Below are 22,767 nucleotides of genomic sequence, written 5' to 3' on the forward strand. Positions count from 1 at the left end.
GACGATGTCCGATGTCATTACCCGGTTCGGTTCTCTCGAGGGCTATGAAAAAGGTGGCGTCGAGATCATCAACGACGATCCGCGCAATTATGTCTTCTCGAACGTCTTCGAGGTCGCCAAGACCAGCGCGCCCTACGAACGCGTCGCCGTCGGCATCAATTTCGAATATGTGATCGAAGCCGCCCGCGCGGAGGGCACCTCGCCCTGGTTCACCAGCGCCCATGACGAGTTCGTCCTGTGCATGGACGGCGAAGTCGACGTGCACCTTATCAAGCTCGCGGTTCCCGAGGATCATGTCGATCCCGAGCAGGACGGAGCGGTGGAACTGCTCAATGCGATGCCGGAGGGCCGCAAGATGGGTCGGCTCGTACTGGGCCGCGGCCATCAGGGCCTCCTGCCTGTCGGCGCGGCCTATCGGTTCCACGCCGACAAGCCGGCGGTCATCCTGCTACAGACGATCGCCGGCGACGTTACCGTCCAGAAATGGGCGAAAATCTGCCAGACCGCGGCCTGATCGCGCCGCGCCTTTTCCCGACTCTTCAGGAGATACGTCCATGGCCATGTCGCTATCGCATGAAGCCCCGAGCGCTTCACACACCAGCACCGCCAGCACCGACACCGAAACGCTGGAGATCAGCAACCAGACCGGCTTCCGCGCCTTTCGCGCCGGCGGCTTCCGCTTTGTGCGGGACGAATATTTCGCGCATCTCTCCTGGCCGGGCGGCACGCACACCATCCCGATCGACGTATTCCTCCGCGCGATGATGCGCGACGTCGCCTGGGGCTTCTTCTACGGCGTGGTGAATTTCGACGCCGTGTTCGGCACGATCAACCATTATGGCGAAGTGACGATGTTCGCCGGGCGTTTCAACGACGCTTATCGCAGCGCCGGCCGGGACTATTCGGAGCGCTTCCAGTCCGCCGCACTGATGGAAACCTTCAAGAAGCTGCTCTCCGACTGGACCGTCGAGGGCTACGATCCCTTCGCGGCGCCAATGGAGACGGGCGTGCCTTGGGGCGTGAAGCAGGGCACGAACGATGCGGCGATCACGCGCCAGCGGGTGACCGCGCATCGTATGGTGGGCCTGCCCGGCGACACGCCGCTGCGCACCGACGAGGCTGGGTTCCCGGTCAACCGCCAGTTCGCCGACGTGCCGCAGGACCAGCCGCTAGTCGAGGCCGAGCCGGGTTTCGAGCATGAAGTGAGTGCCTATAACCTGTTCGCCTACCTTTCCCGCTCGGACGTCACCTGGAACCCCAGCGTCTGCTCGGTGGTGGGAGACAGCCTTTTCTGCCCGACCTCCGAGGAGTTCATCTTGCCGGTCGAGCACGGCAATGATCGCTGCGAGTGGTTCCTCCAGCTGTCCGACGAAATCACCTGGGACGTGAAGGACAAGGAAACCGGAAAACCGCGCGCGCGTGTGCTCGCCCGAGCCGGGGACATCTGCTGCATGCCCGCCGACATCCGCCATCAGGGCTATTCGACCAAGCGGTCGATGCTGCTCGTCTGGGAAAACGGCTCCCCCAAGATCCCTCAAATGATCGCGGACGGCACCGCCCCCGTCACACCGGTGCAGTTCTAAACATGGCGCGGCCCCATCCCCTCCCCTCCTTCCAGACCAAGCTGCTGATCGACGGGGAGTGGTGCGATGGCGCCGAAGGCGGCACGATCTCGGTGGCGAACCCGTTCGATGGCGAGACGCTGGCGGAGGTTGCCATCGCGACCGCCGCCGACGTCGATCGCGCGGTGAAAGCGGCCGAGCGCGCGTTCCCGGCGTGGCGGGCACTGGCGGCGCACGAGCGCGGCAGGCTGCTCCTCAAGCTCGCTGATGCGATCGAGGCGGATACCGCCAATCTCGCCGGGATCGAGGCGCTCGATACGGGCCACCCGATCCGCGACTGCCTCGCGCTGGACGTGCCGCGCACGGTGCTGTGCTTCCGCTATTTCGGAGGCATGGCGGACAAACTGGAAGGCTCAGTCGTACCTGTCGACGCGGGCTTCCTCAATTATGTCGAGCGCGAGCCGATCGGCGTGGTCGGCGCGATCGTTCCGTGGAACTTCCCGCTGATGTTCACCAGCTGGAAGCTCGGACCGGCGCTCGCGGCCGGCAACACCGTCGTGATCAAACCGTCCGAGATCACACCGCTGTCGACGTTGCGGATCGGTGAGTTGATGCAGCAGGTCGGCTTTCCGGCCGGCGTGGTCAACATCGTCACCGGCTATGGCCAGGACGCCGGGCAGCGCATCGCGGAGCACCCCGGCATCGGCAAAGTCGCCTTTACCGGGTCCACCGCGACGGGTCGCCGGATCGTCGAGGCCTCGGCGGCCAACCTCAAGAAGGTGCAGCTGGAGCTGGGCGGCAAGGGACCGAACATCGTGTTTGCGGACGCGAACCTGCCCGCGGCGATCGGCGGATCGGCCTTCGCGATCTTCCACAATCAAGGCCAGGCCTGCATCGCCGGATCACGCCTGATCCTGCACGAGTCGATCGCCGACGCCTTTCTCGAGAAGTTCGTCGCACTCGCCCGTTCGATCCGGCTGGGCGACCCGCTGAACCCGAAGACCGAAATGGGGCCGCTCACCTCGCGATTGCACCAGGAGCGCGTGCTGTCCTTCGTCGACATCGCCCGCGAACAGGGCGGCGACGTGCTGACCGGCGGCCGGGCGCCGACGGACCCGGCACTCGCCGCCGGATGCTTTGTCGAACCCACCATCGTCCGCGCGAAGCCCGATCACCGGGTGGCGCAGGAGGAAGTGTTCGGCCCCTTCGTCACCGTGCTGACCTTTAGCACTGACGAGGAGGCACTGGCGATCGCCAACGGCACCGAATACGGCCTTGGCGCCGGATTGTGGACGCAGGACATCACCCGCGCACACCGCTTCGCCAAACAGCTGCACGCCGGCATGGTGTGGATCAACAGCTACAAGCGCGTACATCCCGCTTCGCCCTTCGGCGGCGTCGGTCGCTCGGGCTATGGTCGCGAGATGGGCTTCGAGGCGATGCGCGAATATACAGTGGCGAAGTCAGTCTGGATCAATGTCGATGCGCAGATCCCGCCTTTCTACCGGCGCTGAACCGGCGGTGCGGAATTTCACCTATCGGGGCCTGCCGACACAGGTCATCTTTGGGCACGGCACGATCGGCGATCTGGGCTCGGTGCTGGAGCAACAGGGCGTGCGCCGCGCCCTGTTGCTCTCCACGCCGCAGCGGGCACAACAGGCGCTGGATGCCACCCGGTCGCTCGGCGACACGATCGTCGCGAGCTTCGCCGGGGCGAGAATGCACACCCCGATCGATGTGACCGCCAGCGCCCAAGCCTTGCTGGAAGCATCGGCGGCGGACGGCGTCATCGCGTTCGGCGGCGGCTCCACCATCGGCCTTGGCAAGGCGCTGGCCGTGCGGACCGGCGTGCGCCACATCGCCATCCCCACCACCTATGCCGGGTCGGAGATGACCCCGATCCTCGGCGAGACCGCCGATGGCCGTAAGACTACGCGCCGTTCGGCCGACATCCTGCCCCACGCGGTACTCTACGACGTCGCGCTGACGCTGAGCCTGCCGACGGCCATTTCGGGCACCAGCGGCATCAACGCGATCGCGCATGCGGTGGAAGGCCTTTATGCCCGCGACGCCAATCCGGTGATGCAGCTGGTCGCACAGGAAGGCATCCGCGCCCTCGCCGACGCGCTTCCCGGCATCGTCGTGAATGGCGCCGATCTCGCGGCGCGCGAGCAGGCGCTGTACGGCGCATGGCTGTGCGGCATGGTGCTCGGCTCGGTCGGAATGGCGCTGCATCACAAGCTCTGCCACACGCTCGGCGGCGGGTTCGACCTCCCGCACGCCGAAACCCATGCGATCGTGTTGCCCCATGCGCTAGCCTACAACGCGCCGGCAATACCCGAGGCGATGGCGATGCTGCGGCAGGCGCTGGGCGATGAGAATCCGGCGCACGCACTCTACACGCTGACCGAACGTGTCGGGGCACCGCGCGCTCTTCGCCTCATCGGCCTGCCGGAGAGCGGCATCGACACGGCGACCGATCAGGTGCTGGAAAACGCTTACTGGAATCCGCGCCCGCTGACACGCGCCGCCCTCCGCGAGCTGATCGCGCGCGCCTGGTCGGGCGAGTCCCCGGCGCCGATAGAAGACACCGCCGCGTGACCGACTCCAGCTTTGCCGCGATCACCCAGTCGGCGATCGACTCCATGGCCAAAGCGCCGAACGCCCGATTGCGGGACGTGCTGTCGGTTGTCCTCCGCCACCTGCACGACGCCATTCGCGAAACACGGCTCACCGCCGCCGAATGGGAAGCCGTGATCGCATTCCTTACCCGCACCGGCGAGACGTGCAGCGCGGAGCGGCAGGAATTCATTCTGTTGTCCGACTTCCTCGGCGTGTCCATGCTGGTCGATGCACTGAACCATGCGAGCGGTAGCGGCGTGAGCGAGTCCACGGTGTTCGGCCCCTTCTATGCCGGCAGGCAGCCCATCCTCCCCGTCGGCACATCAATCCTGAAGCGCGCCGAGAAGGGCGCATCATTGAGGATGCGCGGCACGGTCCGGTCGCAGGATGGGACGCCGACCAGTGGCGCGCTGGTCGAGGTCTGGCAAGCCGCGCCCAACGGCCTGTACGACGTTCAGGATCCGGCACAGCCCGCCGGTCACCTACGCGCGAGCTTCGAAACGGCGGCGGACGGCAGTTTCGCGTTCGAGACGATCCTGCCTGTCAGCTATGCGATCCCGGACGACGGCCCGGTCGGTGACTTGCTGCAGGCGCTCGGCCGGCATCCCAACCGACCGGCGCACATCCATTTCATGATCACCGCCACCGGTTGCCGCCCGCTCGTCACGCACCTGTTCATCGATGGCGATCCTTATCTCGAAAGCGACGCGGTGTTCGGCGTGAAGTCTTCGCTCGTCGTCCGCCCGCAACGACGAGCCGATGGCAGCCTTGCGATCGATTATCCGTTCACTCTGGCCGGTGCTGCCATGGGGCAGGATGGATGACTCCGGCCTCTGGCGAACGCGCCCCAACGCACCGTTGCCCGGAACCCTGCTCGGTCCCTTGGCGGAAATCCCGGCAGGCGGCGCGAAAGAATATCGCTTCGGGCGCGGTCGCAGCGCCTTCGCGATGTTCGTCGTTCGCCTCGCGGGCGGCGAAGCGCGCGCCTATCTCAATCTCTGCCCGCATTTCTCGCTGCCGCTCAACCATGCGCCCGACCAGTTCATCCGCGACGGGCATATCCTATGCATGCAGCATTTCGCTCTATTCCGGGCGGACACCGGCGCCTGCTTTGCCGGTGCCGGCGAGGGCCGATCGCTCATCCCCGTTCCGGTCAGCCTCTCCGACGACGGCCTGCTGGCGATTGGCCGCTAACCCACAAGAATTCTGCGCCCCGCGATGCGCCGCTCAAGCAATCGCGCCGCTGGAGGAACGATGAAGAACAAACTCTACGATAGTCCCGCTGCCGCGCTCGACGGCCTGCTGTTCGATGGAATGACGATCATGTCGGGCGGCTTCGGGCTTTCCGGCAACCCCGAAAGCCTGATCCCGGAAATCCGTGCGAGCGGGGTCTGCGGCCTGACTGTCATCTCCAACAATGCCGGCGCTGATGGGTTCGGCCTGTGGTCGCTGCTCGAGAGCCGGCAAGTGAAGAAAATGATCTCGAGCTATGTCGGCGAGAACAAGCTGTTCGAGCAGCAATATCTCTCGGGCGAGCTGGAGCTGGAACTGAACCCGCAGGGCACGCTGGCGGAGCGCATCCGCGCTGGCGGCGCAGGCATCCCCGCTTTCTACACCAAGACCGGCGTCGGGACGGTGGTTGCGGAAGGCAAACCGGTCGAGACCTTCGATGGCGAGGACTATGTCCGCGAAAACTGGCTGCGCGCCGACCTCTCGATCATCAAGGCCTGGCGCGCCGATCCGGAGGGCAATCTCGTCTTCCGCAAGACCGCGCGCAACTTCAATCCAAACATGGCGACGGCCGGCAAAGTGACGGTGGTCGAGGTAGAGGAGATCGTGGGCGCGGGTACGATCGATCCGGACCAGGTCCATACCCCCGGCATCTATGTCGGTCGCATCGTACGCTCGACGATCAACGAGAAGCGCATTGAAAAGCTGACGACCCGCTGCCGGGAGAATGGATGATGCCCTGGACCCGCGACGAAATGGCGCAGCGCGCCGCCCGCGAACTGCGCGACGGCTATTATGTGAACCTGGGCATCGGCATCCCGACGCTGGTCGCCAACCATGTGCCCGCCGGCATCGACGTGACGCTGCAATCGGAAAACGGCCTGCTCGGCATCGGCCCCTTCCCCTTCGAGGGTGAAGCCGATGCCGACCTGATCAACGCCGGCAAGCAAACCGTCACCACCCTGCCCACCTCGAGCTTCTTCTCTAGCGCGGACAGTTTCGCGATGATCCGCGGCGGCCATATCGACATGGCCGTGCTGGGCGCGATGGAAGTCTCCGAGGCGGGCGACATCGCCAACTGGACGATCCCGGGCAAGATGGTGAAGGGCATGGGCGGCGCGATGGACCTGGTCGCCGGTGTGAAGCGCATCGTGGTGGTGATGGAACACGCCAGCAAGACCGGCGCCTCCAAGATCCTGCCCGCCTGCACGCTGCCGCTCACCGGCCGACGCTGTGTCGACCTGATCGTAACTGATCTATGCGTGCTCGCCTGCGACAAGCCGGGCCTCCGCCTCCTCGAATGCGCGCCAGGCGTGACTACCGATGAAGTTCAGGCGAAGACTGCGGCGCCGGTCATCCTCGCCGATCCTTCATTCTCCATCGCATCGGGCCAGGATCAATGACGCGCCACGCCTTCATCTGCGATGCCATCCGCACGCCGATCGGCAAGTTGAACGGCGCGCTATCCACCGTCCGTGCCGATGACCTGGCCGCAATCCCGCTGCGCACCCTGACCGAGCGCAATCTCCAGGTCGATTGGGATGCGGTCGACGACGTGCTGCTCGGCTGCGCGAACCAGGCCGGCGAGGACAATCGCAACGTCGCGCGGATGGCCGCATTGCTAGCGGGCCTGCCAGAAAAGGTGCCGGGCGCGACTATCAACCGGCTGTGCGGCTCTGGCCTCAACGCGGTCGGCGTGGCCGCGCAGGCAATCCGCGCCGGTGACGCGGACCTGATCATCGCCGGTGGGGTCGAGAGCATGACGCGTGCACCCTATGTGCTGGGCAAGGCGGCGGGTGTCTTCGACCGCGGCCAGAAGATCGAGGATACGACACTCGGCTGGCGCTTCATTAACCCTGTGCTCCGCGCCAGTTACGGTGTGGATACGATGCCGCAGACGGGCGAGAATGTGGCGGACGAGTGGAAGGTTACGCGCGAGGAGCAGGATGCCTTCGCCCTCGCCAGCCAGGAAAAGGCCGCCGCCGCCATCGCCAGCGGCCGGATGGCGGTGGAGATTGTGCCGGTGGCGGTCTCGCAGCCAAAAGGCGAACCGATCCCTTTCACTCGGGACCAACATCCGCGTGCGACCAGCCTCGAGGCGTTGGCGCGGCTCAAGCCGGTCGTCCGGCCGGGCGGTACGGTAACCGCGGGCAATGCGTCAGGGCTCAACGACGGCGCCGCTGCGATGCTGATCGCGAGCGAGACCGCGGCGCGCACGAACGGATTGACACCGCGCGCGCGGGTGCTGGGCATGGCGGCGACGGGCATCGCGCCGCGCATCATGGGCGCGGGACCGATCGAGGCTGCCCACAAACTGTGCCGGATGACCGGCGTCACGCTCGACCAACTCGACGTCATCGAACTCAACGAAGCTTTCGCCAGCCAGGCGATTGCAACGCTGCGGGCGCTGGGCATTCGCCCCGACGATCCCCGCGTCAACCGCAATGGCGGCTCGATCGCGTTGGGCCATCCGCTCGGCATGTCCGGCGCGCGCATCGTGATGACGGCAGTCGAGGAACTGCACCAGAGCCGAGGCCGGTTCGCCATCGTGTTCATGTGCGTCGGCGTCGGGCAAGGCTGCGCATTGATGCTGGAGCGCGTGTGAGGCGCCGAGCAGGAGCGGAGATTAAGAGCTTCGGTTGGGCGATAAAGATCGCAATTCCGCACGCGAACCCGTCTAGTAGTCGAGTTCGAGCGCATACGGTTTGCCGGCAGGAAGACACCGCGACTGAATTCGGCGTAGCGGCAAGCGTTGAGGCGGAATGACGGTGCCGAAAGTGCGCGGGCGATCCGCTGCAGAGGGCTGCCCCTCGTTCACGGCAAGCGATCACTAAATGGGTAAATTGCCGCCGTGTCCGCTCATCATGCCAGTCATCTGGAGATCGAGAGCCAGCGCTGAATGGCAAAGGCGGCGGGCGTGATGCGGCCTTCGCAAGCCGAGCGCCAGGCTGTTGGCGCTCGCCGAACTAAATTCTCTTGGCTCCCATATGGCTCCCAGCAAGAGAATATGGCCGAAACGGGCTATTTTTATGCAACTTAAAATGCTAATATTACTATGAAATTTTTCGTCGCATAGAACGAACGCTTCGTCGCGGAACCCCTTTTTGAGTCCGGCGCGTCTACCAGTTCCACCACGCCCGCGTGTCGACGAGGCTAGGAGGCCACCGATCGACGGTCGCGGGTCTATAAGCGACCGCTTTCGGGATTTCCAGACCGGAGTTGGCTGTTTCTTGATGGCGGTTTCCAGGGCGGATTCGACAGGGAATCGCACCTCCGCTTGGCTGCCGCTGAATTTCCGCCCGCAGTCGCGGCCTAATCTCGGGGCGTGACAAAGGGATTGATCGTACGGATCGTCCCGTCGGCATTGTAGGTAAGCTCGGTCACCTTGACGTTGCGCAGCCAGGTCTTGTCCGAGATCTGGGTGTCCGCATAAAATAGCCACCAGCGACCCTTATACTGAACGATCGAGTGATGTGTCGTCCAGCCCTGCACGGGCAGCAGGACGTTGCCCTTGTAGGTGAAGGGCCCGTAAGGCGACTTCCCCACCGCATAAGCGATGAGATGCGAGCCTCCGGTGGAGTAGCTGAGATAATAGTTCCCACGATATTTGTGCATCCATGAGGCTTCGAAGAAGCGCCGAGTCCCGTCGCCGCTCGTGAGCGGTTTGCCGTACTCGTCGACGATCAGCACCTCACGCGGTTTTTCCGCAAATTCGAGCATGTCCCCGCGAAGCTTCGCCACCTGCGGCATGAAGGCCTGCTCGTTCGGGCCCCGCGGATCGCCGGCGGGGCCGTTCGGATCGTAGACGCCGCCGACATTCTTCTGAAGCTGCCCGCCCGACAGCCCGCCAAAATACATATAACTGCTGCCGTCATCGTCGACGAACACCGCGGGATCGATCGAGAAGCTGCCCTTGATCGGCTGGGGCCGGGCCTTGAACGGTCCGGCCGGCTGCTTCGACGTCGCGACGCCGATGCGGAAGGCCCCGGCGCGGTCCTTGGCCGGGAAATAAAGATAATAGGTTCCGTTGCGATAGGCCGCGTCGGGCGCCCACATCTGCCGCGCCGCCCAGGGTACGTCCGCAATGTCGAGCACATTGCGATGCACCTGCACCGGTCCGTTGGGACGCGTCATGCTCAGCACGACATAGTCGCGCATCTTGAACGCCCCGCCCTCGCTATTCTTGAAGGGCTCGACGTCGGGGAGCGGCGGCCCCTCCTCGGTGTCGTGGCTGGTATAAACATAGAGCTTGCCGTCGAACACGTGAGCCGCGGGATCCGCGGTAAACAGCGAGGTAACGAGCGGCTGGGACAGATATTGCCGCGCCGGGGTCTGAACTTCATCGTTCGCGGGTGCCTGCGCGGCGCCGAGCGCTGCCATGCCCGGGATCGCAAACAGGACGAGAAGTCGATGGGCGTTGCGTGTCATTCTTTCCTCCAACTCGCCGCCAGCCGTTTCGGTCGTCGCCGGGCGACGATTACGGGCACGCGCCAATACGGGCCAAGCACGGTGATTAGCGGGCGACTGGCATCTCACCCCGCTAATATTCACCTCTGCCTTCGCCCCAAGGGTCCGATCGGGTTTTGCTTAGCGCCGGATCCGTTCGAGCCGCATGAGCAGGATATCATTGGTCCGCATGGGCGCCTTGATCGTCAGGGATCCGCTTTTGGGAACAGTGACTGTTACGTCGCGTTCGGCCACGTCCCGGGTCAGCCCTTGCAATTGTTCCAGCTGGGCCGCCGAAAGCTTCTGGGGCATCTTCATATCGATATAGGCCGAATAGGCGTCGTTATGCCGGTAGCCGGTCCGGTAGGTACGCAGGCGATACCGCCCCGGCTGGACATGCACGAAGCGCGCGCTGACCGGCGCGGCGGGGGATGACTCCACCAATCGGGTGTAGAATGGGCGGTTGCTGAGCTTCTGGTCGGGCTGGTGCCAATCCCACACCAGCAAGGTCAGTCCGGACCCATCGACCGCGGCCATGCTGTAGGGATCCTTCACGGATATCTCCTGGCCCCGAAGCGCGTTGAGATACTTGTAGGCAAACCAGGCGGGCTTGCGGACCCCCTCAGGGTTCATCAGCCCGAAGCCTCCCTGAAATGGGGCGGTGGGCGGACCGGGCTCTTCGAACAGGTCGCTGTAGGTCCAGTAGCTCATACCCTGGACCGAACCTTCGACCCCTTTGAGCTTGGTGAGAATATAGGGCGCGCTCACATAGCTGTCGTGCACGGCGTCCCGCGGCGTGTAGCTGGTGCTCCACTCGGTGAAATAAAGCGGCAGATTGGGAAAGCGCGACGCCTGGATTTGCGCCCGCACCCTGCGAACGTCGCCGATGATTGCGTCGGGCGAAGACGAGAGCTTGGTGTCGCCCTTGCCCTCTTCGTCGAGAAAGCCGCCGTCTACGCCGTAAGTATGCGTGGTGACGAAATCGACCGGCACCCGGTTCGCGGCGACATGATCGAGGAATTCGGGCACCCATGCGGCGCCGGCGGTCGATGGCCCCCCGACGCGGAGCGCCGGATCCACCGCCTTCAGCGTACGCGCCGTCACGTCATAAAGCGCGAAATACGCGTCGCGATCCGCCTTTTCCCAGAAACCGTCGAGGTTGGGCTCATTCCAGACCTCGAAATACCAGCTTCGCACCTCTTCGACGCCATAACGCTGCCGAATATGTCGAGCGAACGCGTCGATCAGTTGTGCCCAGGCGTCGAGCCTTGGATGCGACGTGTTGCCCTTCCAATAGAAGATCGAGTTGTCCGAAGTCTTCAGCGCTTCCGGGGTGAAGCCGAGCTCGACGAAGGGCCTGATGTTGCGCGCGAGCAACTTGTCGTAGAGTTCATCGATACGCGTCCAGTCGTAGACGACCTGCCCGTTTCTCACTTGCACCGTCTTGAGCACGTCATGGAAGATCGCGTGGAAGCGGATGTAGCGAAAACCCAATTCGCCCGTCGCCGTCTTGAGCTGAGCCATGCTGTCGTCTCGGATCAGCGTTCCGGGATAATCGGATCCCACGGAAAGATCGAAAAAGCGATCAACCGGAGCCTCTGCCGTCGCCCGATCCACCAACACCACGCGCGGCGCAGGGGCTGCGGACTGCGCGAGCGCCGAAGAGGCGAAGCTCGCAAGGGCCAGCGCTCCACAGAAAAGGACGGGATAACGGCATCTCTTCACGACATTTCTCTCCCAGAGTTATTTTTATCCGCTTCGGCACATTCTGCCGTTCCCGCGCTCGCTCGTACACGCCGATGCGGCCGACATACCTTCTTAGCCAACGCCACGTCCCACCTCATCGGTACCGATAGGCAAAAAGGCGGGCCGGGATATTATCCCCGGCCCCAGGTGGAGGCTCGTCCAAGCTCGTGTAGTTGAGCGCGCCAAGTCGATCTTTCAAATCAACTTTCAGCACTGAATAGGTTTTCAAAAAAATGGCACGAATATCATGTAAGTTTTGATCGAATGACGTCTCGATAAACAATGTAATGTCTAAATATCGTACCGGGAAATTTCATCACCGACCTTGGCATTGACGAGCTGCCGCAGCACCGTTCGCAAGGAGCTATAGCGAAGCGATGCCGGCTATGCGGAAATTGTTCCGGACCGGGAAATTGGCCCGGTAAAACGGCTCGGTTGATGGCAAGCCGGGAAGGAGGCCGTAAGCAAAACGCGAATCAGGGCACCAGCGCGGGCTGTTTTTCGATGGAAGCGCCGCCCACTCTAGATCCTTTGTGGTTGCGGGCTTGGTCGCAAAAGCCGGATTCGACCTATTCGCAGCGCGTTCTAACGCACCGTCCTCGGCGAACATTCATCCGATGCGTGGGCAAATTCGCTAGTTCAGAGCGATTGCCCCAGCATCTCTTCGACCTCGTTCCTGTAACTTCGGCTGAGCATCAGGCGCGTGCCATCCTTCAGCACCACCTCGAACTCGCCATGGGAACGGCGTTCGAGAAAGGCGATCGATCTTAGATTCACGACACTGGATCGATGGATGCGAATGAACCGAAAGGGATCGAGCCGGTTCACAACCGAAGCCAGTCCAGCCCGGTAGAGGAATTCCTCTGCTCCCACGTGCAGTGTCACATACACGCCGGCCGCTTCGATCCAGTCGATATCCTGCGTCATGACGAACTGCGTCGCGTCCCGCTTTTTTACGACCATCCATTCCCAAATCTCGCCCGGCTTCGCACGCTTTGCAGCCAACTTGAGCAGTTCTGGACCAAAGGAATTTGCGTCGCTCGCATTTTCCGCGCGCAGTTCGTCCAACCGTTTTTTTACTCGCGCCATCATCTTCTCGTAGCGAGAGTCGCCGAATGGCTTGAGCAGATAATCGACGGCGTCCGCATCGAACGCCTGAAGTGCGAACCGGTCATAGGCCGTGACGAACACCGTCAGCGGCATGTTTTCGGCGCCCAGGGCGTCGATCACGCCAAAGCCATCCACTCCGGGCATCTGGACGTCGAGGAATACGATGTCTGGGCGCGCGTCCTGGATCAGCGCAACTGCATCGACGCCATTCTTTGCTTCAAGAATTTTGCCGACGCTACGGTCCTTGGTCAGCAGATCCGCCAGGCGCTTACGCGCCGGCGCCTCGTCATCGACGACAAGAGCGGTGATCGGCTCAAGTTGCGATTTCATCCCCTTATCGCCACTTTTCGCTCAGTGGTATGCAAATGGCCACCTCGGTTCCACCACCCGGACGAGGCTGAATCGTCAGGGCTTGTTCGCCCAGGTCCGGATAGAGCACGGCAAGGCGTTCACCCGTCACGCGGATCCCCAGGCCGGCCGAACTCTCCTTTCGCCAATTAGCCGGCAGTCCCACCCCGTCGTCAAGCACCCGGATTTGCAGCTGCCCCGCAGTTCGCCTGGCCAATATATCGATCGCTCCTCCAGACAAACGACCTTCAAGACCATGGCGAATCGCGTTTTCGACCAAGGGCTGGAGCAACATCGAAGGTACCATCGCCGTTAACGCCTCGGGCTCGATGTCGAGTTCGATTTGGATTCTGTCCCCGAAGCGGAATCTCTGGATCGAGATATAATGCTCCAGAAGCGTCAGTTCCTGCGCCAACGGTATCTCCGACCTGTCTTTGCAATCGAGCGAACCCCGAAGCAGCGCGGCCAGATCACCAATCATGTTGCGCGCCAAGACCGGGTCCGCGCCGACCTCGGATGAAATGGCGTTTAGCGTGTTGAAGAGAAAATGCGGCTCGAGGTGAAGGCGCAACGCGTTCAAGCGCCACTCGAGCAGGCTCTTCTCTACGCGACCCAATTCGAGCTGCCCCGTCAAATAGCGGCTATAATATCTGAAGGATTGAAATATGCCCACGGCGGCGCAGTAAGTCTGCCAGCCCCCAAGGAAATAATATACGGCAAACTCGCCGTTTGTTAACGGATTCCACCAGACTTGGGGCACGAAGAGAAGAAGATATCCCGCGAGATACGTATGAACCAGGCTGAAGGGGACGCTCAGGAGAAGAAAGAGCAGGCTGAGGCGGAAGATGTTCTGGTCTTTCGGCACGACCTTCTTGTCAATGAGCAGTAGCGCCGGAGTAAGCAGCGCCCAGGCCCAGGAGTCGATTAACTTCGCCGTGAAGTGGTGCCATGGAAGACCCTTCAGCATATCCGGCAAGGACAGGAATACGCCGACCGCCGTCCAGATCAGGAAGATGAGGATTGCCGGGCGCAGCCATGCGCGCCAAACGCGATGCCAGGCGTCTTCCGCTTGGACGGACGGGACGCGTTGGATGCGTTGTCGCACACCATTCGCCAAGATCGAAGAGTTGGACCGCGCGGAGATCATAACCGGATACGGCCTATACCGCATTCGCGGCCATAAAGCCCATTTACGTGACGTCCGCCGCCGGACGGCACCCGCGGAAACCGGAACACTCTGGCCAGGCGTAGCTGCCGCCCTTGGCGGTCAAACATGGGACACCCCTTCACTCGGCAACGCTCTCCATCTCTAGCCGGAACAACGCCAGGCTGAGCATGTTCGCACCTGACCGAACGAATGTCATGGTCTCTCCTGAAATTCCCGCTGCGACGCAATAAGTATCGGCTGGACGTCGCGAGCCGCTGCGTCAGGTGATTCGACGATTGGGCGTGCCGCAGGTCGCTTTCAAACTGCTTATGGGCGCACAGGCCCCCGACCAAGGCCAGTGGATCGGCATTTGTAGAAAATGTTGTGAAACGGACTCCAACACCGCAACCCGGCTTGGAGGCTAGCGGAACGGACTGGACGCCCCCTCTCATCTGTCATTTTTCGCCAATTTTCGTGGATACCGCCAACCCAATACATGGACGCGGCGGCAAAATTGTGTCGTTGATAAGTAGTGGTGAAGTCACTCCGTCCCATACGGGCCGGAAGAATAGACGAGCCGTTTGGGGAGAGATGATGCCGATCAGAGCACCCCTCCCCTTGCCATTTGAGATGGAGGGTAGAGGAATGATGATTGACCACGAGATGCTCGACACATGCGCTCCAGCGCTCGTGTGTAACCATCTGTGCTCCGCCCACGTCGAAGTCGACCCGCAAGGGCTAGCCTTGAGACAGGCGGCGTCAGTTCTCATGGCCAAAATTGGTAGCGGTACCAATAACAAGCAACCCGACAGCGCGCGATTGAGACGTGTGCTGCGGTCGAGGCCAGCTGGGTTCTGACCCGCAGCCCGTGGGACGGGGAGGAGCATCGCAGCAAACGTCCCGTGATCGGCGCGCACGCGAACAGACAAAGCCAATGAATCTGAGCGCAGCGTACCGCACCAGCAACATTTGCGAATAATATCAACATCTTATGAAGAACATGAATGGGAGGGGAAAATGAAAACACGCAACCTCATGATCGAAGCCAGCGTTTCGGCGCTGATCCTTGCAAGCCTGAGCATGGCTACGCCGGCATGGGCGCAGGATGCGGGAGCAACGAGCTCTGACAATGCCACAGCGGACAAGCCCGCCAAGGCGAAAGATGAGAGCGACGATGTCGCGACCGACATTATCATCACCGCGCGGCGCAAGGCGCTGGCGGATGCAATCTCCATCAAGAAGAACTCGGACACGATCGTCGACTCGGTGACCGCGGACGAAGCGGGCAAACTTCCGGACAATTCGATCACCGAGGTTCTTCAGCGCGTCCCGGGTGTGTCGATCTCGCGTTTCACGGGGGTCAACGGCGGCAACACCGCGTTCCAGATCGAAGGTTCGGGTATTACCGTGCGCGGGCTTCCCTTCAATTCGAGCATGCTCAACGGCCAGCAGCTGTTCAGCGCCAACGGCGCAAGCGCCATTAGCTGGAACGAAGTCACGCCCGAACTGATGGCGGGAGTCGATGTCTACAAGGCGACGCGTACCGACCTCATCGAAGGGGGCGCCTCCGCGATCGATCTGCGCACACATGTGCCGTTCGATTTCAAGGATACGCAGTTCAACGTCACCGTGGGCGGCAGCTACGGCACCCAGGCGAAAAAGGGGTCCCCCCGCATTTCCGCTATGTTCTCCAAGCGGTTCGACACCGGTATCGGCGAAATTGGCATATTGTGGGATGTCGCCTTCAGCCGCCTGTATCCGCAGAGCAGCGATCTGGCGGTTGGCGCGATGTTCGCCCAATATACGCCGACCGCTACGCGTAGCGATAGTCTTGCCTTTGTTCCGAGCTCGGTCAATTGGAGCACTAGCGAGAACAAGCGGGACAGATACGGCGCGTATCAGGCCATTCAGTGGAAGCCGGCGTCAAACCTTACGCTGACCAACACCATATTCTTCTCACAATATATCGAGAATAGCCGGGGAAATAGCGGTAGCGTGGGAGCAAATCCTTCCACTATCTCTACAGTCATGCCTAAGGTTGGCACGCCGGTCCAATATGATCCCAATGGCGCCTTCCAGAAGGGAACCCTCGCAGTCGGATCTACCGGCAATTCGGCGGAGTTCCAGAATACGACCATGCACACCAGCTGGCTGCCCAGCTGGTACCAGATCGATTGCGGCGCGACCTACGGCTCTCCCGTGTCGTCGATACAGTGGGACTGGTCGGCTAATTCCCAAATCGATCCGTCCAATCCGCCCGCCGGTTGGGATGGCAAGATTCTGGCGCAATGCACCCCCCCCAACACCTCACTGAATCCTAGTGGCGGGTCGACGGCATCTCACACCAAGAATTCCACGCTGGATATTTCCCAGAGTTTCGTCTGGACCCCCGGGGACCGGGTGGCGGTGCGTGGCGGGGTGCAATATGTCAGCTCACGCTCGGCCGGTCAGCAATTCTACGTTGGCCTCAATCAGACCAGCCCGCAGGTCAATTCGGTGAATGTCGACCTGACAGGGTCGTTGCCGGTCGTGTCCGGCATACCCACTGCCGGCCTGCTCGATAAGAGCACGGCGTATCTGGCCCAGCTCGGCTATCATGAGCCCAACAATAAGGGGACGATGCTGGCTGGCCATCTCGACCTCGAATACCGGGTAAGCGACAGTGGATTCCTGCGCAGCATCACTGTTGGCGCTCGTGCCGCTAGGCGTACCGAAAACGACAATTTCGTCGGGACCTATTACGCGCCGCTCAGTCAGTCGTGGCTGGCGAAACCATCGGGGCCGGAATGGGCCGCGGCGGGTCCAGGGAATATCCAATTCCTTAACAATCCTCATGTCTCGGCGTCCGATTATCAAGTTGCGAGCTTCAAAAATTTCTTTGGTGGTCAAATAGCGGCTCCGGCGTATCTTTTTGTTCCGAGCGATTCTCTCCTGCAGAGCTATGATTGGTACCATCTGCTCAAGACGTATAATGGCCAGCCCGTCACCATCAACAATGTTCTTTACCCCAACCCTACTAAAGCTCAGTATTTTACGGGTTATATCGATCAGGGTCTGAATAAGACCGATAGCCGGATCATGAACTTCGCCGGCTATGCGGAGGCCAGGTTCGCGCATGACCGTATCGGCTTCATTCCGGCATTCTCGGGTAATATCGGTGTTCGCGTATTCCACGATTCCCTGCGCGCGAATGCTCTGCTGGGAACGCAGGCCGCCTCGAACCTCGCCCTAAGCGAAGCGGACAGCACGGCTTGGATCAACAAACAAAATAACCTGCCGGGCGCACCTGCGGTGTACCCGACACTCTATGGGCTTACTCAATCTTACTTCCCACAGACGCGTGACTATAGCTACACGCGCGTTCTACCGTCGTTCAACATCAAGTTCGACGCGTCCGACAAGTTCAAGATTCGCGGTGCAGCGTCGATCTCGTCTGCTCCGCCCAATCTCAATGACATCCGCCCGGGCGGTTCGATCAACGCCAGGTCGCTCTCTAACTCCGTCACTAACCTGCCAAGCACGCCTTCGATTCTTACTGGCGTTATCGTCAACGGCGGCGGAACGAACCTGAAACCCACCATGATAAAAAGCGAAGACCTGACTTTCGAATACTATCCGTCTGCATCGAGTTTCTTCTACATAGACTTCTTCGCCAAGCAGATTAAGGATGAGCCGCAATTCTATTCATTCGTCATTAACAATGTTCCCACGCCACTGAAGGCTTACGCCAATGGCGAGCCTCCGCCTCCTGTAGGAACGTCGGATGCGAATAACCCGAATATCACGCCGACGAGCCTGAACCTTCCGTGGGTCTTTCTGCAGAACAGGACGTCAACTCAGACGGCCTATATCAGGGGCATCGAGATTGGCGGTCGCAAGTTCTTCGACAAGCTCCCCGGCGTACTTCGCGGGCTGGGTATTGACGCCAACCTGACCTTCATCGACAGCCGCAACCCTGCCCAGCAGGCCAACAGCGTGCTGACCACGCCCCCGGTCGGTGGCCTACTTCCTGGCCTCAATCCGGACGGCTCGGTGCCACAGACCTACCCGAACCTTCCTTACGCCGGATTGTCGAAATGGGCCTACAACATCCAGTTGCTGTACAGCCGCGGCAAGGTCAATTTCCGCCTGGCGTACAACTGGCGCGACAAGGCGTTGCTGTCGACCAACGTCAATCCGCTGTCCTATGCAACGAGCGGTGGCAATCCCTACACGCTCAACACCAGTCCGACGAATTTCGACTCGACCCATTCCTATCCGGTGTACAACATGGTCCCGGCCTACATGGCACCGGCCGGTTATCTGGACATGGGTTTCGACTTTGCGGTGAACCAGAAGATTTCCGTCTCGTTCAACGCGAACAACCTCCTCAACACGGTTTCGCGAACCCTTCAGGAACCGATACCGGGCGTGTTCGAGCCGTACGACTATAACGTCAGCGATCGGCGCTTCGATCTCACCGTGCGGGTGCGCTTGTGACGGTCTGAACAATGACGGGCGCTTCCTGGAGAAGCGCCCGTCCTCTTTTCGAACACAGTGCTGCGGCTGGTTCATGCCCGGTCGCATGTCATAGGCACAGCCGGCTGGCGCGTGTCTTGACCGACATCACACCGCTGCATGCGCCTGAAGCCCATTCGGCAGGCACGGCACCGGGTACGTTCATGGCGAGACAGGGTTTATGAACAGCGGCGATCAACAAGATATCGTCATTCTGGGCGGCGGCGCGGCGGGGTGGATAGCGGCCGCGCTGCTGGCCAAGAAGACGAACCCCCGTCAAACGCGCATCACGCTGGTCGAATCCGAGGAAATCGGCATCATCGGCGTCGGGGAAGCGACGGTCCCGATACTGGCGCAATTGAACACATTGCTCGGCATCGATGAATTCGACTTCATTCGCCGCACCCAGGGCACGTTCAAGCTGGGCATTGAATTCTGCGACTGGGGCGTTGCCGGAAACCGGCATTTCCATGCGTTCAGCGACTATGGCCACGCGGTCGAAGGAGTGCAGACCCATCATTATTGGCTGAGAATGCGCCAATCAGGCGACGACCGTCCGATCGATGATTATTCGTTCGCCTACGCCGTCGCGAAGAACAACAACTTCACCCCAAGCGATCCGCAGAATTCGCGTTATCACCATGCCTATCATTTCGACGCGGCGTTGTACGCCCGCTATCTGCGGGACGTGGCGACCGAACTGGGCGTGCAGCGTATCGAAGGCAAGATGACGCACGTCGACCTGGATAGCGAGACCGGCAATATTGCCGCGATCCATCTTGCCAACGGTATTACGGTATCCGGCGACCTCTTCCTGGATTGCACCGGTTTCGCGTCCGCATTGCTGGGAACGGCGCTGGACACGCCGTTTGTCGACTGGTCGCGCTGGTTGCTTTGCGACAGCGCCATGGCGGTGCCATCCAAACGCACCGGCGCGCCAACGCCCTTTACCCGAGCCACCGCGCACGCCGGGGGCTGGCGTTGGACTATCCCGCTGCAACATCGCAGCGGCAATGGCATGGTCTATAGCTCAGATTTCTGGAGCGACGACGCGGCGCGCGACGCCTTGCTGGGCAGTCTCGACGGCGAACCGCTCGCCGAGCCGCGGTTGTTCCGCTTTACCTCAGGCCACCGCAAGCAGTTCTGGAACCGGAATTGTGTGGGGATCGGTTTCGCCTCCAACTTTCTCGAACCCCTAGAATCAACCGGACTACAGTTGATCGTCATGGGGGTCTTGAAGCTACTCAAATACTTTCCCCAACGGATCATCGATCCCGTTCTGCGCGACGAATATAACCGGATCTCCACCCGCGAGATCGAGCGCATCCGCGACTTCATCATTGCGCACTATTACCTTTCGCGCCGTCCCGAACAATTGTGGTCGGCGTGCCGCGACATAGAGATACCCGACAGCCTTCGGCACAAGCTCGATGTCTGGAACGCAAGCGGACAAATCGCGCTGGGCGATTCTGAATCCTATATGGAGCCGAGTTGGCTCGCCATCCTGCTGGGCAACAGCGTCGTTCCAGCGCGCTACGACGTATCGGCCGATCTCTATCCGTTGGAGCAGATCCGCACGGGGATGGAATTGCGCCGCGAAGAGATCATGCGTTCGGCGCAGGCGGTCACGTCGCACCAGGATTTCATCGATCGTCACTGCAAGGCACCGCAAACGGCGCCCGCCGACTGAGCTGCTGCCCGCCGGTTGGTCACCTTGTCAACGGACCGGCCGGGTTGGTCATTTACCCGCTCGCTCGCAACATTTCTTTCGCGCGGGCACCGACTGTAATTGTTGTGGAGAAATAGCCCAATATGCTGCCGACTGAATGCCGAAGCCTGCGGCTAATCTGCGGGCATTTCGCACCGACAAACGGGATCGTCCGTCACGCGCAGATCTTGCTGCTTTCGCGAGCGAAAGCGGGATCGGGAGCATGTGCCGCCCGCAAGGAATTTTGGGAGCCCAGGACCGCATGAAACACGACTCGATGACCGATCGCCGCAAGTTTCTTCTGGCGGCGGGCGTCAACTTGCTGGCGCTGGGCCTGGCAGGTTGCGGCGGATCAACGGGCGGGGGAGCGGCGGCTTCACCCGCGCCCACTCCTAGCCCGAACCCTACGCCCAGCCCCACCCCCACGGCCTCCACGATGCTGCTGGGGCCGGCGATCGTGGTCGATCAGTTTGGCTATCTTCCCGCCCTCGAGAAGATCGCCGTGATCCGCGATCCGCAAACCGGGTTCGACGCGAGCGATTCCTTTGTCCCCGGTGCGACCTACGAAGTCGTGAACGCCACGACCAATGCCGTCGTCTTTTCGGGGGCACCCGCGGCGTGGAATGGCGGCGCACAGGATATTTCGTCCGGCGACAAGGCCTGGCATTTCGACTTCAGCGATGTGACGGCCGAAGGCTCATATTTCATCCGCGACGCGCAACGCCAGCAAGTCTCCCCCACCTTTGCGATCAGCGCCACAGTCTACGCGCCGGTGCTCAAGGCGGCGGTGCGGTATTTCTTCTACCAGCGATGCGGGCAAGAAAAGACCGCGACCAACGCCGGAGCCGGCTGGGCGGACGGCGCGGCTTTTGTGGCGCCGGGTCAGGACCGGAATGCGCGCCTCTATTCGGCGAAGAACGATCCTTCCACCGAAAGGGATGTGTCGGGCGGCTGGTTCGACGCCGGCGACTGCAACAAATATACGAGCTGGGCCGCCGGCTATGTCGTCGCGCTGCTTCAGGCCTATGCGCAGCGGCCTGGAATCTGGACCGACGACTTCAACATCCCGGAATCAGGCAACGGCATTCCCGACATCGTCGACGAAGCAAAATGGGGGCTCGATTGGCTGCGCCGCATGCAGCTCGCCAACGGCTCGGTCCTGTCAATCGTCGGGGAGGCCGGCGCCAGCCCGCCTTCGTCCGCGACCCAGCCCAGTTATTACGGACCGGCCAACACGTCGGCGACCCTCGCCACCGCCTCGGCCTTCGCCTTTGGCGCCAAGGTGCTCGGCGCCTTTCCCGCTCTTGCCAGCTATGCCGCCGATTTGCGCAGCCGGGCCGAATTGGCGTGGAACTGGGCCGATGCAAATCCCAAGGTGCTGTTCCAGAACAATGATGCTTCGAACGGCTCGGAGGGCCTCGGTGCCGGGCAGCAGGAAACCGACGATTTCGGCCGGCTGATGCTCAAGCTCCAGGCAGCCGTATATCTCTTCGATCTGACCGCCAACCCTGCCTACCGCGCGTTTGTCGACAGCAATTACAACCAGACGCATCTGATCGCGTGGAACAATTACGTGACGCCCTACGAAGGCGATACGCAGCTCGTTTTGCTGCACTATGCGAGCTTGCCCACAGCGACCCCGAATGTCGCCGCCGCGATCAAGAGCGCGTTCGCCAGCGGCATGGAATCGGGTTCGTTCTGGGGCAAGGTCAGCGGCAAGGCCGATCCCTATCGCGCCTATATCACCGACTATATCTGGGGCTCGAATTCCGTGAAGAGCATCTGGGGGAACCTGTTCCTTGACCTAAACCAGTTCGGGCTTGGCACGCATCCGCGCAAGGACGTGGTGAACGCCGCTGCGGGCTATCTTCACTATCTCCACGGCGTGAATCCGTTCGGTAAGGTCTATCTCACCAACATGTACGGCCTCGGCGCTACCAACTCCGTGAACCAGATATTCCATACCTGGTTCGCTGACGGATCGGCCAAGTGGGATGATGCGAAGAAATCGACGTTCGGCCCACCGCCCGGGTTCCTGGTCGGCGGCCCCAATTATGGGCAATGGGATTGGGATTCGCGCTGCCCTCAGATCAGCCCGCTATGCGGTTCCGAACGCCCCCAGCCGCCCTACGGTCAGCCGCCGCAAAAATCATACAAGGATTTCAACGACGGCTGGCCGCTCAATTCCTGGCCGATTGCCGAAGTCTCAAACGGCTATCAGGCAAATTACATCCGCATGTTGTCGAGGTTAGTCTGATGGCTTCGAGGCCAACCAACTCACGGAACGTTCGCCCAAGCCTGTCATCGCCCAGCCGGAATGGTGCGCCGTCGCGGCAAACGGCAACTGCGCT

General features: G+C 61.6%; 16 protein-coding genes. 12 read left to right on the plus strand and 4 right to left on the minus strand.

Annotation, left to right across the window (positions count from 1 at the left end; translation table 11 throughout):
* The first annotated feature begins 4 nt into the window (after window positions 1–4).
* The 9 genes from SMA01S_RS04590 to pcaF are packed head-to-tail and all read left to right on the plus strand — an operon-like array spanning window position 5 to window position 8,019.
* Window positions 5–514, plus strand: coding sequence for a cupin domain-containing protein (locus SMA01S_RS04590; RefSeq protein WP_066817906.1), 510 nt, complete (start codon window positions 5–7; stop codon window positions 512–514).
* 40 nt (window positions 515–554) lie between these two features.
* Window positions 555–1,583, plus strand: a complete 1,029-nt coding sequence (locus tag SMA01S_RS04595; protein ID WP_066817909.1) for a hydroxyquinol 1,2-dioxygenase — start codon at window positions 555–557, stop codon at window positions 1,581–1,583.
* A 2-nt stretch (window positions 1,584–1,585) separates the two neighbouring features.
* Window positions 1,586–3,076: an aldehyde dehydrogenase family protein gene (locus tag SMA01S_RS04600; protein ID WP_066817912.1), complete on the plus strand. Its 1,491-nt coding sequence runs from the start codon at window positions 1,586–1,588 to the stop codon at window positions 3,074–3,076.
* Window positions 3,045–4,163: a maleylacetate reductase gene (locus SMA01S_RS04605; RefSeq protein WP_066818696.1), complete on the plus strand. Its 1,119-nt coding sequence runs from the start codon at window positions 3,045–3,047 to the stop codon at window positions 4,161–4,163. The genes SMA01S_RS04600 and SMA01S_RS04605 overlap by 32 nt, the downstream gene beginning before the upstream one ends.
* Entirely contained in the window at window positions 4,160–5,008 is an 849-nt protein-coding gene (locus tag SMA01S_RS04610; RefSeq protein WP_157093800.1) for a dioxygenase family protein, read from the plus strand. Before SMA01S_RS04605 ends, SMA01S_RS04610 begins: the two co-directional genes overlap by 4 nt.
* On the plus strand, window positions 5,001–5,378 hold the full coding sequence (locus SMA01S_RS04615; protein WP_066817915.1) for a Rieske (2Fe-2S) protein: 378 nt from the start codon (window positions 5,001–5,003) through the stop codon (window positions 5,376–5,378). Before SMA01S_RS04610 ends, SMA01S_RS04615 begins: the two co-directional genes overlap by 8 nt.
* A 60-nt stretch (window positions 5,379–5,438) precedes the next feature.
* A complete protein-coding gene (locus SMA01S_RS04620) occupies window positions 5,439–6,149 on the plus strand; it encodes a CoA transferase subunit A (protein WP_066817918.1) in 711 nt (236 codons plus the stop codon).
* A complete protein-coding gene (locus tag SMA01S_RS04625; RefSeq protein WP_066818700.1) occupies window positions 6,149–6,817 on the plus strand; it encodes a 3-oxoacid CoA-transferase subunit B in 669 nt (222 codons plus the stop codon). Before SMA01S_RS04620 ends, SMA01S_RS04625 begins: the two co-directional genes overlap by 1 nt.
* Window positions 6,814–8,019, plus strand: coding sequence for a 3-oxoadipyl-CoA thiolase (gene pcaF, locus SMA01S_RS04630; RefSeq protein WP_066817921.1), 1,206 nt, complete (start codon window positions 6,814–6,816; stop codon window positions 8,017–8,019). The genes SMA01S_RS04625 and pcaF overlap by 4 nt, the downstream gene beginning before the upstream one ends.
* A 707-nt stretch (window positions 8,020–8,726) precedes the next feature.
* Here pcaF and SMA01S_RS04635 read toward each other — a convergent pair.
* The 4 genes from SMA01S_RS04635 to SMA01S_RS04650 all read right to left on the minus strand — a co-directional run bounded on the left by SMA01S_RS04635 (window position 8,727) and on the right by SMA01S_RS04650 (window position 14,169).
* Entirely contained in the window at window positions 8,727–9,794 is a 1,068-nt protein-coding gene (locus tag SMA01S_RS04635) for a glycoside hydrolase family 43 protein (RefSeq protein ID WP_066817923.1), read from the minus strand.
* A 207-nt stretch (window positions 9,795–10,001) separates the two neighbouring features.
* On the minus strand, window positions 10,002–11,426 hold the full coding sequence (locus tag SMA01S_RS04640; protein WP_245649153.1) for a GH39 family glycosyl hydrolase: 1,425 nt from the start codon (window positions 11,424–11,426) through the stop codon (window positions 10,002–10,004).
* A gap of 819 nt (window positions 11,427–12,245) precedes the next feature.
* Window positions 12,246–13,046 carry a LytR/AlgR family response regulator transcription factor gene (locus SMA01S_RS04645; protein WP_066817925.1) on the minus strand — a complete coding sequence of 267 codons (801 nt, stop codon included), beginning with the start codon at window positions 13,044–13,046 and terminating at the stop codon, window positions 12,246–12,248.
* 4 nt (window positions 13,047–13,050) lie between these two features.
* The gene (locus tag SMA01S_RS04650; protein WP_169804186.1) at window positions 13,051–14,169 is read right to left on the minus strand and encodes a sensor histidine kinase; all 1,119 of its coding nucleotides are present in this window, start codon (window positions 14,167–14,169) and stop codon (window positions 13,051–13,053) included.
* 1,059 nt (window positions 14,170–15,228) lie between these two features.
* On the opposite strand from SMA01S_RS04650, the gene SMA01S_RS04655 reads away from it, so the two are divergent.
* From SMA01S_RS04655 to SMA01S_RS04665, 3 genes are all read left to right on the plus strand, one after another.
* Entirely contained in the window at window positions 15,229–18,690 is a 3,462-nt protein-coding gene (locus tag SMA01S_RS04655; RefSeq protein WP_066817928.1) for a TonB-dependent receptor, read from the plus strand.
* A gap of 199 nt (window positions 18,691–18,889) precedes the next feature.
* A complete protein-coding gene (locus SMA01S_RS04660) occupies window positions 18,890–20,398 on the plus strand; it encodes a tryptophan halogenase family protein (RefSeq protein ID WP_066817931.1) in 1,509 nt (502 codons plus the stop codon).
* Between the two features lie 280 nt (window positions 20,399–20,678).
* The gene (locus SMA01S_RS04665) at window positions 20,679–22,673 is read left to right on the plus strand and encodes a glycoside hydrolase family 9 protein (RefSeq protein ID WP_066817939.1); all 1,995 of its coding nucleotides are present in this window, start codon (window positions 20,679–20,681) and stop codon (window positions 22,671–22,673) included.
* The last annotated feature ends 94 nt before the right edge of the window (window positions 22,674–22,767 follow it).

Origin of the sequence: Sphingomonas mali NBRC 15500 (assembly GCF_001598415.1) — a bacterium.
In the GTDB taxonomy this organism is placed as follows: domain Bacteria; phylum Pseudomonadota; class Alphaproteobacteria; order Sphingomonadales; family Sphingomonadaceae; genus Sphingomonas; species Sphingomonas mali.